15 protein-coding genes are annotated in these 13,199 nt (G+C 70.8%); 7 read left to right on the top strand and 8 right to left on the bottom strand.

Annotation, left to right across the window (positions count from 1 at the left end):
• Genes ACZ7PG_RS09245 through ACZ7PG_RS09255 form a run of 3 tightly spaced genes read left to right on the top strand, consistent with a single transcriptional unit; the run spans nt 1 to nt 2,801 of the window.
• A complete protein-coding gene (locus ACZ7PG_RS09245) occupies nt 1-1,014 on the top strand; it encodes a thiolase domain-containing protein (RefSeq protein ID WP_470238562.1) in 1,014 nt (337 codons plus the stop codon).
• Nucleotides 1,011-2,174 (top strand): thiolase domain-containing protein, encoded by a 1,164-nt coding sequence (locus ACZ7PG_RS09250; RefSeq protein WP_470238563.1) that lies wholly within the window; start codon nt 1,011-1,013, stop codon nt 2,172-2,174. Before ACZ7PG_RS09245 ends, ACZ7PG_RS09250 begins: the two co-directional genes overlap by 4 nt.
• Before the next feature lie 15 nt (nt 2,175-2,189).
• The gene (locus ACZ7PG_RS09255) at nt 2,190-2,801 is read left to right on the top strand and encodes a TetR/AcrR family transcriptional regulator (RefSeq protein ID WP_470238564.1); all 612 of its coding nucleotides are present in this window, start codon (nt 2,190-2,192) and stop codon (nt 2,799-2,801) included.
• On the opposite strand, the gene ACZ7PG_RS09260 is transcribed toward ACZ7PG_RS09255, so the two are convergent.
• Together ACZ7PG_RS09260 and ACZ7PG_RS09265 are read right to left on the bottom strand one after the other, a co-directional pair.
• A complete protein-coding gene (locus ACZ7PG_RS09260; protein WP_470238565.1) occupies nt 2,776-3,795 on the bottom strand; it encodes a YhjD/YihY/BrkB family envelope integrity protein in 1,020 nt (339 codons plus the stop codon). The genes ACZ7PG_RS09255 and ACZ7PG_RS09260 overlap by 26 nt on opposite strands.
• Nucleotides 3,796-3,861: 66 nt before the next feature.
• Nucleotides 3,862-4,653 (bottom strand): transglutaminase-like domain-containing protein, encoded by a 792-nt coding sequence (locus ACZ7PG_RS09265; protein ID WP_470238566.1) that lies wholly within the window; start codon nt 4,651-4,653, stop codon nt 3,862-3,864.
• Between the two features lie 122 nt (nt 4,654-4,775).
• On the opposite strand from ACZ7PG_RS09265, the gene ACZ7PG_RS09270 reads away from it, so the two are divergent.
• Nucleotides 4,776-4,955, top strand: coding sequence for a hypothetical protein (locus ACZ7PG_RS09270; protein WP_470238567.1), 180 nt, complete (start codon nt 4,776-4,778; stop codon nt 4,953-4,955).
• Here the strand turns inward: ACZ7PG_RS09270 and ACZ7PG_RS09275 are convergent.
• Nucleotides 4,927-6,153 (bottom strand): cytochrome P450, encoded by a 1,227-nt coding sequence (locus ACZ7PG_RS09275; protein WP_470238568.1) that lies wholly within the window; start codon nt 6,151-6,153, stop codon nt 4,927-4,929. The two genes, ACZ7PG_RS09270 and ACZ7PG_RS09275, sit on opposite strands and share 29 nt — an antisense overlap.
• Nucleotides 6,154-6,384: 231 nt before the next feature.
• Between ACZ7PG_RS09275 and ACZ7PG_RS09280 the strand changes: the two genes are divergently transcribed.
• Nucleotides 6,385-7,542 (top strand): steroid 3-ketoacyl-CoA thiolase, encoded by a 1,158-nt coding sequence (locus ACZ7PG_RS09280; protein ID WP_470238569.1) that lies wholly within the window; start codon nt 6,385-6,387, stop codon nt 7,540-7,542.
• On the opposite strand, the gene ACZ7PG_RS09285 is transcribed toward ACZ7PG_RS09280, so the two are convergent.
• Entirely contained in the window at nt 7,539-7,925 is a 387-nt protein-coding gene (locus ACZ7PG_RS09285) for a RidA family protein (protein ID WP_470238570.1), read from the bottom strand. The two genes, ACZ7PG_RS09280 and ACZ7PG_RS09285, sit on opposite strands and share 4 nt — an antisense overlap.
• A 63-nt stretch (nt 7,926-7,988) precedes the next feature.
• Here ACZ7PG_RS09285 and ACZ7PG_RS09290 point away from each other — a divergent pair, with 63 nt between their 5' ends.
• The gene (locus ACZ7PG_RS09290) at nt 7,989-8,786 is read left to right on the top strand and encodes an alpha/beta fold hydrolase (protein WP_470238571.1); all 798 of its coding nucleotides are present in this window, start codon (nt 7,989-7,991) and stop codon (nt 8,784-8,786) included.
• A 100-nt stretch (nt 8,787-8,886) separates the two neighbouring features.
• Nucleotides 8,887-9,156 (top strand): DUF2255 family protein, encoded by a 270-nt coding sequence (locus ACZ7PG_RS09295; RefSeq protein WP_470238572.1) that lies wholly within the window; start codon nt 8,887-8,889, stop codon nt 9,154-9,156.
• Here the strand turns inward: ACZ7PG_RS09295 and ACZ7PG_RS09300 are convergent.
• Genes ACZ7PG_RS09300 through ACZ7PG_RS09315 form a run of 4 tightly spaced genes read right to left on the bottom strand, consistent with a single transcriptional unit; the run spans nt 9,153 to nt 13,160 of the window.
• Complete coding sequence (locus ACZ7PG_RS09300; protein ID WP_470238573.1) at nt 9,153-10,355, bottom strand: metal-dependent hydrolase family protein; 1,203 nt, start codon at nt 10,353-10,355, stop codon at nt 9,153-9,155. The genes ACZ7PG_RS09295 and ACZ7PG_RS09300 overlap by 4 nt on opposite strands.
• A complete protein-coding gene (locus tag ACZ7PG_RS09305) occupies nt 10,352-11,767 on the bottom strand; it encodes a sodium:solute symporter family protein (RefSeq protein ID WP_470238574.1) in 1,416 nt (471 codons plus the stop codon). The genes ACZ7PG_RS09300 and ACZ7PG_RS09305 overlap by 4 nt, the downstream gene beginning before the upstream one ends.
• Entirely contained in the window at nt 11,764-11,970 is a 207-nt protein-coding gene (locus ACZ7PG_RS09310) for a hypothetical protein (protein WP_470238575.1), read from the bottom strand. Before ACZ7PG_RS09310 ends, ACZ7PG_RS09305 begins: the two co-directional genes overlap by 4 nt.
• Nucleotides 11,967-13,160, bottom strand: coding sequence for a M20 metallopeptidase family protein (locus tag ACZ7PG_RS09315; protein WP_470238576.1), 1,194 nt, complete (start codon nt 13,158-13,160; stop codon nt 11,967-11,969). Before ACZ7PG_RS09315 ends, ACZ7PG_RS09310 begins: the two co-directional genes overlap by 4 nt.
• Nucleotides 13,161-13,199 lie beyond the last annotated feature (39 nt).

A 13,199-nucleotide genomic window follows, 5' to 3' on the forward strand; every position in this document is an offset into this window, starting at 1 on the left:
ATGCCAGACGTCGCGATCGCGGGCTTCGCGAAGGCCCCCAACGTCCGCGAGACCCCGGGCACCACCAACGGCGTGGAGATGCTCGTCCCGATCTTCGCCGAGGTCTTCGAAAAGACCGGACTGTCCAAACAGGACATCGGCTTCTGGTGTTCCGGCTCGTCGGACTACCTGGCGGGCCGGGCCTTCTCGTTCATCGCCGCGGTCGACGCGATCGGCGCGTTCCCGCCGATCCACGAGTCGCACGTCGAGATGGACGCCGCCTGGGCGCTCTACGAGGCCTGGCTGAAGATCAAGATGGGCGAGGTCGAGACCGCGCTCGTCTACGGCTTCGGCAAGTCCAGCGCCGGGCAGCTGCGCCGGGTGCTCGCCCTGCAGCTCGACCCGTACGTCGTCACGCCGTTGTGGCCGGACTCGGTCTCGATCGCCGGGATCCAGGCGCGAATGGGCCTGGAAGCCGGCCTCTGGTCCGAAAAGGACCTCGCCGAGGTCGCCGCCCGGGGCACCGGCCAGGACGTCAGCGAACTGCTCGACACGCCCTATCTCGCGGATCCGTTGCGGCGGCACGACATCGCGCCGATCACCGACGGCGCCGCGGTGATCGTCCTGTCCACAGTGGAACGCGCGCGCGACATCGTCGAGCACCCCGCCGTGATCCAGGGCATCGAGCACCGCGTCGACTCCCCCGTCCTCGGCGCGCGCGACCTCACGCGCAGCCCGTCCACGGAGATCGCGGCGCGGGCCCTGGACCTCGACGGCGTCGACCTCGCCGAGCTGCACGCGCCGTTCACGCACCAGGAGCTGATCCTGCGGACGGCACTGAAGCTCGACGACACCGTGAAGATCAACCCCTCGGGTGGGGCGCTGGCCGCCAACCCGATGTTCTCCGCCGGCCTCGCCCGCATCGGTGAGGCGGCGACCCGGATCCACAGTGGAGAGTCCCGCAAGGCCGTGGCGCACGCGACGAGCGGCCCGGCCCTGCAACAGAACCTGGTGACCGTGCTGGAGGCCCGATGACCAAGCAGCTCACCGCCGTGCTCGGCACCGGCCAGACGCACCACCGCGCCAAGCGGCAGGACGTCTCGATGCCGGGCCTGCTCCGCGAAGCGATCGACCGCGCGATGGCCGACGCCCAGGTCGGCTGGGCCGACATCGACGCCGTCGTGCTCGGCAAGGCGCCGGACCTGTTCGAGGGCGTGATGATGCCCGAGCTCTTCCTCGCCGACGCACTCGGCGCGACGGGGAAACCGTTGCTGCGCGTGCACACCGCCGGTTCGGTCGGCGGGTCGACGGCACTGGTCGCGGCCTCGCTCGTCCAGTCCGGCGTGCACCGCCGGGTGCTGACCGTGGCCTACGAGAAGCAGTCCGAGTCGAACGCGATGTGGGGCCTGTCGATCCTGCCGCCGTTCCAGATGCCGGTCGGCGCCGGCGCGGGCGGCTACTTCGCCCCGCACGTGCGCTCCTACATCCGCCGCTCCGGCGCGCCCGACCACGTCGGCGCGATCGTCGCGGCGAAAGATCGGCGCAATGGCGCCCTGAATCCCTTCGCGCACTTGCGGCAGGCCGACATCACCGTCGAGTCGGTGCAGAAGTCGCAGATGCTGTGGGACCCGATCCGCTACGACGAGACGTGCCCGTCGTCCGACGGCGCGTGCGCGATGGTGCTCGGCGACGAAGCCGCCGGGGACGCCGTCGAGGGCGGCGCCGCGTGGATCCACGCGACGGCGATGCGGACCGAGCCGACGACGTTCGCCGGCCGCGACCAGGTCAACCCGCAGGCCGGGCGCGACGCCGCCGCGGCGCTGTGGGCCGAGGCCGGCATCAAGGACCCGATGTCCGAAGTGGACGTCGCCGAGATCTACGTGCCGTTCTCGTGGTTCGAGCCGATGTGGCTGGAGAACCTGGGTTTCGCGCCCGAAGGCGAGGGCTGGAAGGTCACCGAGGCCGGTGAGACGGCGATCGGCGGGCGGCTGCCGGTGAACCCGTCCGGCGGGGTGCTCTCGTCCAACCCGATCGGCGCGTCCGGCATGCTTCGCTTCTCCGAAGCCGCGAAGCAGGTCATGGGCCGCGCCGGGGACTACCAGGTGGACGGCGCGCGCATCGCGGTCGGGCACGCCTACGGCGGCGGGTCGCAGTACTTCTCGATGTGGGTCGTCGGCGCCGAAAAGCCGCGTTGATACGCTCGACCCACCATGCCGAGACTCGCCGACCACGAGCAGCGCCGCCGCCAGATCGCGGAAGCCGTCTGGCGGATCGCGAGCGCGCGCGGGCTCGAAGACGTGTCCCTGCGCAAGGTCGCGGCCGAGGCCGGGGTCTCGCTGCGGCTCGTCCAGTACTACTTCGGCACGCGGGACGACCTGCTGCTCGGCGCGCTCGAAATCCTCAACGCCGACGCCGGGGAGACCGCCCGCGCGGACATCGGCCCCGACGAGGACGCGACCCCGCGCGAGGTGCTGCGCGCGCTGCTCGTCGGGATGCTGCCGGTGGACGACGGGCGCCGCACGCGCTACCTCGTCCACCTCGCCTACTTCGTGCGGTCCCTTTCGGACCCCGGGCTGGCGTCGGCGTTCAGCGCCACACCCCCCGACCTGGAACGGCTGACCGCGGACCTGCTGGCGCTGGGCCGCGACCGCGGCGAAGTGGCACCGGATCTCGAGCTGGTGCCGGAGGCCGAGCTGCTCCTGTCGAGCGTCGACGGCCTGCAGACCAGCATCGTCCTGGGCCAGCGCACCCCGGAAGCGGCGATCGCGCTGATCGACCACCAGCTGATGCGGCTCTTCAGTCTCGCGAACGTCGCCACCTGAGCGCCAGCAGCGTCCCCACCACCCCGGTCACCACGCCGACCGCGGCCGGCACCGCGACCGGCGGGTCCACCACGACCACCGGCTCGAGCACGACCGGCGCCGGCGGCTGGATCGGCCGCGGCGGCGCGTCGGAGCCGGTCGCGGTCCACGCCGTGACGTACACGAGCAGCCGCGCGACGAGCGAGATGAAGAAGATCAGGCCGATCACCGAGCCGAACGCGATGCCGGTCGGCGAGTCGCCGATCAGCCGGAGGTAGATGCCCCCGGCCAGCTTGAGCACCTCGAACCCGACGGCGAGGGCGATCGCGCCCCGCACCGCGCTGCGCACGCCCACCTTCTGCCGCGGCAGCCGCGTGAGCACCCACAGGAACACCAGCCAGTCGGCGGCCAGCGAGAGCGGCACCGAGGACGCCGACACGAGCTGGTGGCCCCAGCTCGTGTCGTCCAGCCCGGCCAGCCGCAGCAGGTAGCCGCCGAGCGCGGTGCCGGAGAGGGTGAGCGTGAACGACACGAGCAGCGCCGCGCTCAGGCCGAGCAGCGCGAGCAGGTCGACGGCGATGAGCCGGTACAGCGGCTGGTCGGAGCGGTTCTGCCCCCACAGCGCGGTCAGCGAGTCCCGTAGCGCGTTCATCCAGTTCCAGCCCGAGTAGAGGCCGATGACCAGACCGAACGCGCCGACGCTGGTGCGCTGCTCGACGAACCCGGTGAGCAGGTCGGTGGCCTTGTCGCCGAGCCCGCCGGGCAGCGTCGACACGATCGCGTGGACCATCGTGTCGAGCAGGTGCGGCTGGCTGGCCAGCACGAACCCGGCGACCGACGAGGCGACCATCAGCAGCGGCACCAGCGACAGCAGGCTGAAGTAGGTGATCGAGGCGACGTAGTGGTAGCCGCCGCACTCGATGTAGCGGTTGGTCGCGCGGGCGATGTGGTCCAGCCACCGGTACCGGGCACGGGCCCGCGCCCAGGGGCTCGGGGCCTTGGGGGAACTCTTCACGGACACTGTCTACCCAGCTGAAGGCCACTTCGCGCAGACAACACGCGGTCGGACCATCCGATCGGATCAGCCCAGGACGACCAGCTCTTGCCAGTCGTCCTGGGGCAGCGCGGTGTCCGTCGTCGCGAACACCGTGCTGCCCAGGAAGTCGAGCTCGCAGCCGAGGGTGGCGAGGAACGACGTGTCCGCGGCGTCGCGGCCGGTGGAGATGCGCAGCATCGTCTGGCGCGGTGCCAGGTGGGTGGCGTCGAAGACGTACCAGTGCCCGTCGATCCCGGCCTCGAAGACGGCGTGGAAGTCCATCGGGGACAGTCCGGGCGCGTAGACGCCGACGTAGCGCGCGGGGATGTCGAGGAACCGGCACAGGGTGATGCAGACGTGCGCGAAGTCGCGGCAGACCCCCTCCCCGGCGAGGAGCGTGTCGACCGCGTCGGTGTTCGGACGGCTGGAACCGACCACGTAGGACAGTCGCTCGTGGACGTTGCGGACGATCGTGTCGACCTGTTTCTTGGTGTTCCGGAGGGAAAACAGCTCCGGCGGCACCAGCCCGGCGATCCGGTCGGACGGGCAGTACCGGCTCGGCCGCGTGAAGACGGCGCGCTCGACGAGCGTCACCGGCTCCGGTTCACCGTCGGTGACGGCCCGCTCGGCGTGGTAGGTGATGCGGTGCTCCCCGGCGGGCAGCTCGAAGACCTCGGCCCGGGTCCCGTGCTCGAACTCGGCGACCTCGCTCTCGCCGTGCCAGGAAACGGTGAGCTCCTCGGTGTCCGCGTGCGCGGCGGCGACCGAGATCGCGGCGAGACCGGGCTCGGTGACCCGGACGGAGAACTCGACGTCGACGGTCGCTCGCGGGGACATCGCTTCATGATGTCATCCCCCGGCCGGTATCGTTGTCCGTCGACGCCCGGTTCACGAAAAAAGGTCCCGATGCCGCGCAGGCGGCCGCACGAACTCAGGCAGGCGACTCGTCCGCGCCCGGCGTGTCGGAAGCACTGGCCGGCTGGGCCCGGACCGCCGCCGGCGCGGAGGTGTTCCGCTACCCGGGCATCGGCCACCTCTACACCAACTCCGGCGGCCCCGAGCACGACGAACCCGCCGCCGGGCTCACCCGGCGGCGGGTCCTCGAATTCCTCAGGCGTAGCGAACCGGGTAGTGCTTGATCCCGTTGAGCCAGCTGGACCGCAGCCGCACCGGGGGCGCCGCCTCCGTGATCGCCGGCATCACGTCCGCGATCGCGTTGAAGATCAGGTCGATCTCCAGCCGGGCCAGGTTGGCGCCGATGCAGTAGTGCGAACCCGTGCCGCCGAAGCCGACGTGCGGGTTGTCCTCACGGAGGATGTCGAACTTCTCCGGGTCCGCGAAGACCTCGTGGTCGAAGTTGGCGGAGCTGTAGAACATGCCGACGCGGTCGCCCTTGCGGATGTGCGCGCCACCCAGTTCGGTGTCGCGGGTGGCGGTGCGCTGGAACGCGACCACCGGGGTGGCCCAGCGGACGATCTCGTCCGGCGCCGTCTTCGGCCGCTGCTCCTTGAAGAGCTCCCACTGGTCCGGGTGGTCGAGGAACGCCTTCATGCCGTGCGTGATGGCGTTGCGCGTGGTCTCGTTGCCGGCCACCGCGAGCAGGATGACGAAGAAGCCGAACTCGTCCGAGCCGAGCGCCTCACCGTCGACGTCGGCCTGGATCAGCTTCGTGACGATGTCGTCCATCGGGCACTTGCGCCGGTCCTCGGCCATGTTCCACGCGTAGCCGATGAGCTGCGTGGACGCCTCCAGTGGCTCGACCTCGTACTCCGGGTCGTCGTAGGCGACCATCTGGTTCGACCAGTCGAAGATCTTGAGCCGGTCTTCCTGCGGGATGCCGATCAGCTCGGCGATGGCCTGCAGGGGCAGCTCGCACGCGACGTCGGTGACGAAGTCGCCGGACCCCTTCTTGCGCGCCTCGGAGACGATCCGCTCCGCGCGGTCGCGCAGGGTGTCCTCGAGCTTCGCGATCGAGCGCGGGGTGAAGCCCTTGGACACGATCTTCCGCAGCTTCGTGTGCTGCGGCGCGTCCATGTTGAGCAGCACGAGGCGGTTCGCGTTGAGGCGGTCCTCGGTCATGCTCTCGTCGAAGCGGATGATCGCGGTCTTCTCGCTGGACGAGTAGAGCGTGCTGTCGCGCGAGACCTCCTTCACGTCTTCGTGGCGCGAGACGACCCAGTAGCCGTCGTCGCCGAAGCCTGCGGTGTTGGTCTTCTGAGGGTTCCACCACACGGGGGCCGTGCGCCGGAGCTCAGCGAACTCCGCCAGCGGCAGCCGTTCGGCGTAGAGGTCCGGGTCCGTGAAGTCGAAACCGGCGGGGATGAGCGGAGCGGCCACGTTGCCTCCCACGGTTCGCCTTGAAACACGTTCTAACAGCGATTAGAGCATACGGTGTTCACTTGCGGAAGACGTTCAGTGAAACCCGTTAACTTTACCGATGAGGCCAGGTGAGCGAATGCTCAGTCGACAAAGATCAAGATCACGTCGTCCCTGGGGACGCTTGCACGGAACGATAACTTGTTCTAGTTTTTGAGTGTCTGAAGAGCGTTGCCCGACGAAAGGGACGACATGGGTGTGCCGGTCATCGTCGAAGCCGTGCGGACCCCGATCGGCAAGCGGGGCGGCCTGCTGGCCGGCCTCCACGCGGCCGAGCTGCTGGGCGCCGCGCAACTGGCCCTGCTCGACCACGCCGGGATCGACCCGGCCCTGGTCGAGCAGCTGATCGGCGGCTGCGTCACGCAGGCCGGCGAGCAGTCCGGCAACGTGACGCGCACGGCGTGGCTGCACGCGGGCCTCCCGGAGACGGCGGGCGCGACGACGATCGACGCCCAGTGCGGCTCGGCACAGCAGGCGACCCACCTGGTCGCGGGCCTGATCGCGGCGGACGCCATCGAGGTGGGCGTCGCGTGCGGGGTCGAGGCGATGAGCCGGGTGCCGCTGGGCACGAACCGCGCGGGCACGTCCCCGCGACCGGCGTCGTGGTCGATCGACCTGCCCAACCAGTACGGAGCGGCCGAGCGGATCGCGGTCCGGCGCGGACTGACGCGAGCCGACGTCGACGCGTTCGGCGCCGCCTCCCAGCAGAAGGCGGCGGCCGCGTGGGAGGCGGGGCACTTCGATCGCGAAGTGGCGCCGGTGAAGGCTCCGGTCCTCGACTCCTCGGGGGAGGCGACCGGGGAGACGCGCCTGGTCGGCCGCGACCAGGGCCTCCGCGAGACGACGGTCGAGGGCCTGGCGCAGTTGAAGCCGGTGGTGGAGGACGGCGTCCACACGGCGGGAACGTCATCCCAGATCTCCGACGGCGCGGCGGCGCTGCTCCTGATGGACGCTTCGCGGGCGGCTGCGCTGGGACTGCGTCCGCGGGCCCGGATCGTGGCGCAGGCATTGGTCGGCGCGGAGCCGTACTACCACCTGGACGGCCCGATCCGCGCGACCGAACGCGTGCTCTTGAAGACGGGCATGACCATCGCCGACCCGGACCTGTTCGAGGTGAACGAGGCGTTCGCTTCGGTGGCGTTGTCGTGGCAGCAGGTCATGGCGCCGGATCCGGCCCGGGTCAACGTCAACGGCGGCGCGATCGCGCTGGGCCACCCGGTGGGCAGCACGGGAGCCCGCCTGCTGACGACGGCGTTGCACGAGCTGGAACGCCGCGACGCATCGACAGCGCTGGTGACGATGTGCGCCGGCGGCGCCCTCTCGACGGCGACCATCATCGAACGGCTCTAGCCGGGCAGGTGGGCGTCCACCTCGACCTCGATCTTCATGCGCGGGTCCGCCAGGCCGCACTGCAGCATCGTCGCCGCCGGGCGGACGTCCGCGAAAGCCTTGCGCAGCACCGGCCAGCACGGCTCGAAGTCCTCGCGCGCCGGGAGCAGGTAGCGCACGCGGACCACGTCCGCGAACGTGCAGCCCGCTTCCGTCAGCGCCGCCTCGATGTTGCGCAGGCACTGGGCCGCCTGCTCGACGACGTCGTCGGGGATCGTCATGGTCGTGTAGTCGAAGCCGGTCGTGCCCGAGACGTACACGCGGTCGCCGTCGACCACCGCGCGGGCGTAGCCGATCTGGTCCTCGAAGGTCGACCCGCTGAGGATCGCTCGCCGTTCAGCCATGCCGCGCACGCTAGGGATCGACCACCGCGCCGTCCACTTCATTGTCTGTGCTTGACTTCAGGCATGATCTCGGAAAGCCGTTGCCCGGTGGAGGACGGCGAGCTCCTCGTCCGCCGCGGCGGCGAGGGCCCGGCGCTGCTGCTGATCGCGGGCGGCACCGGATCGGGTGACTCCTACCGCGCGCTGGCGAAGCAGCTGTACGCGGACTACACCGTCATCACGTACGACCGGCGCGGCCACTTCGGCAGCACGGACACCACCACGGGCCCGGTCCCGGTATCGCGCCAGGCCACCGACGCGCGGGCAGTGCTGAACCACGCGACCGACGGCCCGGCGCTGGTGTTCGGCTCGAGCGCGGGCGCGCTGATCGGCCTCGACCTGGTGGCCCGGTACCCGGCCAGCGTGACGACGCTGGTAGCCCACGAACCCCCGGCGGTACACCTGATGCCGGACGCGGCCGGCTGGCTCGAGGCGGCCGCGGAGCAGGTCCGGCTGGCCCGTTCGGGCGAGCTCCTGACGGCGGTGACGCGCTTCGCCGACGCGATCGCGGGAGCGGCCCTGCCCGACCTCCCGAACCTCCGCCTCCCCCACGAGGCCGACTGGGTCCGCCTGTTCGACCGCGAGCTGACGGAGTTCTTCGACTACCTCCCGGACTTGCGCGCGCTGCGCAAGGCAAGCACGGAGATCATCCCGGCGGCGGGCGAGGGCAGCCGCGGCCGGTACCACTACCAGCCGGCGAAGATCCTGGCGCTGGAGCTGGGTTTGCCGTTCACCGAGATGCCGGGGGCCCATCTGGCGCCGCAACGGAACCCGGCGAAGTTCGCGGTGGCGTTGAAGGACCTGCTTTCCCCGGAGCTCTGATCGAACGCGAGCAGCCCCGCCCTTCCCTGGGGGGCGTGCCCATGCCCAGTTTACCGGCAGGCCACGACAAAGCACGCGAATCGGGACTCTGGCGCCGAGGTTGTCCACATCCGGCGAGGGCTGTGTACAACTGCCGCATGCACGCGGCCCAAGTACCGGCTGGTTCGGGGACGCGGTGCGGTCGCGCTCGGCGCACATCCGCGTGCCGGGTCTGGAAGCCGAAGTCGCCATCGAGGACATCGGCAACGCTTCCGCGCGGGTCACCGCGGACGTGGATGCCGCCTACCGCACCAAGTACACCGGCGGCGGCACCGACGCCATGGTGACGGCCGGAGCCGCGGCGACCACCCTGCGCCTCGATCGCCGCTAAACCACCCGGATCCCGTCCTTCCAGACTTCCCGGATGTTCGACGCCAAAGCCGGGAAGTCATAAGGATCCCCCGCCACCACCACGACATCCGCCCGCAGCCCCGGCTCGAGCCGCCCCAGCTCGCCGTCCAACCCCATCAGCCGCGCCGCCGACGACGTCGTCGCCTCCAACACGTCCGCCGGCGTCATCCCGCACGCCGCCATCAACGCCAGCTCCTCCAGGTTCGTACCGTGCGGCCCGACCCCGCTGTCCGTCCCCATCGCGATGCGGACCCCCGCCGCGTACGCGCGGCGCACCGAGTCCCGGTGCACCTCCACCACCTCCCGCGCCTTCGCCACCACCGACGCAGGCAAATCCACCCCGGCATCAGCCGCGCGGACCACGTTGACCGGGGCGATCAGCGTCGGGACCAGCCACGTCCCGTGGCCCAGCATCAGCTCGATCGCCTCGTCGTCGAGGTAGATGCCGTGCTCGATGGACCGCACGCCCGCCCGGACCGCGTTCTTGATGCCCGCCGACCCCTGTGCGTGCGCCATCACCGGGCGCCCCTGGGCGGCCGCCTCGGCGACCAGGACCTCCAGCTCCTCCGGCGTGTACTGCGAATGTCGCGGGTCGTCGCGCGGGGAGAGCACGCCGCCGGTCGTGCACACCTTCAGCACGTCCGCGCCCGCGCGCAGCAGCGTACGAGCGACGCGGCGCATCTCGTCGGGGCCGTCGGCCGTCGCGTCCGGGCGGCCCGGGTGCGGTACCAGCAGCGGAACGCAGATGCTCGACGGGTTCCAGCTGTCGCCGTGGCCGCCGGTCTGGCTGATCAGCCCGATCGAGATCTGCAGCCGCGGCCCCGGGATCAGCCCGTCGTCCACCGCCTGCTTGATGCCGAGGTCCGCGCCCGACGCGTCGCGCACCGTGGTGATGCCCAGCCCGAGCGTCGCCCACAGGTTCCGCGCCGCTTCGTAGAACTGGTAGGAGAACGGCTTCTGCACCCGGGACAGCAGCCCGATCTCCGACACCGTGACGTGCACGTGGCAGTCGAAGAGCCCGGGCAGCAGCACCGCGCCGGAACAGTCGACGCCCTCGTCGCCGTCCAGGTCCGTGCCGACGTCGACGATCCGGCCGTGCTCGACGACGACGTCCGCCGCCGCCGGCTCGGCACCCGTGCCGTCGAAGATCGAACCACCGGTGAAAACCGTGCGTGTCACGCCGCCTCCACGGAAGAAGTCCGCCGGCTCACGGCAGCGGCGGTCAGAGCCAGCACGACGACGTTGACGCCGAGCCCGATCAGGCCCACGTTGACCGTGCCGGCGAAATGAGTGTCCACAAAGGTCAGCCAGACGACCACGAGCTCGCCGGCGATCAGCCCGGCGAACACCGGGCCCTTGCCGACCGGCACCCGCCGCAGGAAGCCCAGCAGGTTGGCCGGCGCCAGCTGGACCGACCCCGAATAGGTGAGCAACAGCAGGTTGGCCAGCAGGTCCGGCCGGAAGATGCCCAGCACGAGGGCAAGAGTACTCGCGAGCACAACCGTGCCGTGGTTGATCCAGAACTGCTTGCGGCCACTGCGGACACGGACTATGTTGCGCGCCACCAGCGACGAGATGCCGATCAGGATCCCGGCCGCCGGGACCATCGCGGTGGCCGTCGCGGCGACGACGATGATCCCCGTCACCCACCCCGGCAGCGCGTCCTTCGACAGCGTCAGCAATACGCCGTTCGGGTCACTCCCCTTCGACACCACGAGGATCGCCGCGAACCCGATGATCATCGGCAGCAGCAGGCACAGCTCGTACACCGGCATCCAGGCGTAGTTGCGCCGCAGCACCTTCGGGTCGCGCGCCGACATCAGCGCCGGCCACGAGTGCGGCAGCGTCATCAGCCCGACGCCGATCGCGCTGACCAGCATGCTCGTCACGAACCAGACGTGGTCGTTCGGTCCACTGTGGATGATCAGCTTCTCCGGGTGCAGCTGTTCGATCTTGTGGAACACCCCGCTGATCCCGCCGGCGAAGTGCGTCGGCACCGCGATGGCCAGCACCACCAGCGCGACGAGCATGATCCCGTCCTTGAAGTAGGACGTCGCCGCGACGCCGCGCAGCCCGGCCCACAGCACGAACGCGACCACCAGCACGCTGCCGGTCACCATGCTCAGCGTGCCGGACGCGCTGTCGCCGGTGACCAGCCGGACGATCAGGCCGAGCCCGGTGATCTGCAGCTGCAGGTACGGCAGCACGAACACGACGCCGAGCACCGCGGACACCGTCCCGAGCGCCCGGCTGGAGTAGCGGTCCTCGAGGAAGTCGCCCTGGGTGAGGTAGCCGCGCTCCTTGCCCATCGTCCAGAGGCGTTTCGCGAGGAAGAACAGCACGACGTAGGCGATCGGCACGTACGGCAGCGCGTACATCGCCGCGACGCCGCCGGAGAACGCGAGGCCGGCCATGCCCAGGAAGGTGAAGGTGGTGAACACCTCGCCCGCCTGCAGGAACCACATGGTGAGCGCGCCGAAGCGGCGGCCGCCGACGGTCCACTCGGCCAGGTCGGCGACGGGCTTGCGGCGGCCGACGAAGCCGAGGACGCCGATCAGGACGATGCCGGCGAGGGTGAAGGTGAGGATCACGAGTCCTCCTCCCGCCCGCGCATCAGGCGCTCGGACAGCAGCAGCGCCGGGGTGAACATGAGGCACCAGAACGCGCCCCACACGATCATCCGCGGCAGCCCGAGCCACAGCCCGGTGGTGTTGACGAACGGCAGGAACGGCATCACGACCAGCGCGAGCACGGGCAGCAGCGGGGGCCAGTGGTAGCTGCGCACTCCCGTCACCCGGCCAGGAGCCCGAGGCGGCGGACGGCGAGCTCGGCCAGCAGCGCGGCGCCGTCGCCCAGCACGCTGTCGTCGAACCTCGCGCGCGGGGAATGGTTGTCCGGCGCGGAGTCCGGGTCCGTCGGGCACGCGCCGAGGAACAGGTACGCGCCGGGGACGCGTTCGAGCACGCGCGAGAAGTCCTCCGAACCGGTGATCGGGTCGGCCATCTCGGTGAACCGCTCTTCGCCGAAGACGTCACGGATCGTGGCGGCGACGAAGTCGTACGCGGCGGCGTCGTTGACCGTCGCCGGGTACTCCGGCTCGTAGGTGACGTCGATGTCGAGGCCGTGCGCGTCGGCGATGCCCCGGCAGACCTGCACTGCCCGCTCCCCCACCCGGGCCGCGACCTCCGGTGAGAACGACCGCAGCGTCGCCTCGAACACCGCGTCGTCCGGGATGATGTTGCGCCGGGTGCCGGCGTGGAACGAGCCGACGGTGACCACCACCGGGTCGAAGACGTCGAAGGTGCGCGTCACCATCGTCTGCAGGGCGGTCACCATCTCGCACGCCGCCGGGATCGGGTCGCGGGCGTCGTGCGGCGACGAGCCGTGGCCGCCTTCGCCCCGTACGCGGACTTCGAGGGCACCGGACGCCGCCATCAGCGTGCCGGGCCGGGCGACGAACTGGCCCTTCGCGTAGCTCGCGGCCGAGACGTGCAGGCCGTAGGCGGCGTCGACGTGCTTGCCGGACGCCGTCAGGACGCCCTCCTCGATCATGTGGCCGGCGCCGTCCCAGCCTTCTTCGCCGGGCTGGAACATGAAGACGACGTCGCCGGGGAGGTCGGCCTTGCGGGCGGCGAGCAGCCGGGCCGCGCCGACCAGGCCCGCCGTGTGCAGGTCGTGGCCGCAGGCGTGCATGGCGCCGTCGAGGGTCGAGCTGAACTCCTCACCGCTGGCCTCGGTGACCGGGAGCGCGTCCATGTCGCCGCGCAGGAGGACGGTTCCGCCGGGCTTGCCGCCGCGGAGGACCCCGGTGATCGACGAGAGGTTCTTGCCCAGGCTGATCTCCAGGGGCAGGCCGTCGAGGGCGGCGAGGACCCGCTCCTGGGTGCGCGGCAGGTGTAGGCCGATCTCGGGGATGCGGTGCAGGTCGCGGCGGAGGGCGACCAGGTCGTCGAGCAGGGCGGCGGCGTCCGAGCGCAGGGTCATCCGCAGATCATGCAAGTGTCGAGCACAATAGCCGCAGGA

Source organism: Amycolatopsis sp. NPDC114504 (assembly GCF_055633595.1).

What these genes read in the sequence shown, in the direction of transcription:
- ACZ7PG_RS09245 (WP_470238562.1), top strand. Translation starts at nt 1, where the DNA reads ATGCCAGACGTCGCGATCGCGGGCTTCGCGAAGGCCCCCAACGTCCGC.
- ACZ7PG_RS09250 (WP_470238563.1), top strand. Translation starts at nt 1,011, where the DNA reads ATGACCAAGCAGCTCACCGCCGTGCTCGGCACCGGCCAGACGCACCAC.
- ACZ7PG_RS09255 (WP_470238564.1), top strand. Translation starts at nt 2,190, where the DNA reads ATGCCGAGACTCGCCGACCACGAGCAGCGCCGCCGCCAGATCGCGGAA.
- ACZ7PG_RS09265 (WP_470238566.1), bottom strand. Translation starts at nt 4,653, where the DNA reads ATGTCCCCGCGAGCGACCGTCGACGTCGAGTTCTCCGTCCGGGTCACC.
- ACZ7PG_RS09280 (WP_470238569.1), top strand. Translation starts at nt 6,385, where the DNA reads ATGGGTGTGCCGGTCATCGTCGAAGCCGTGCGGACCCCGATCGGCAAG.
- ACZ7PG_RS09285 (WP_470238570.1), bottom strand. Translation starts at nt 7,925, where the DNA reads ATGGCTGAACGGCGAGCGATCCTCAGCGGGTCGACCTTCGAGGACCAG.
- ACZ7PG_RS09290 (WP_470238571.1), top strand. Translation starts at nt 7,989, where the DNA reads ATGATCTCGGAAAGCCGTTGCCCGGTGGAGGACGGCGAGCTCCTCGTC.
- ACZ7PG_RS09315 (WP_470238576.1), bottom strand. Translation starts at nt 13,160, where the DNA reads ATGACCCTGCGCTCGGACGCCGCCGCCCTGCTCGACGACCTGGTCGCC.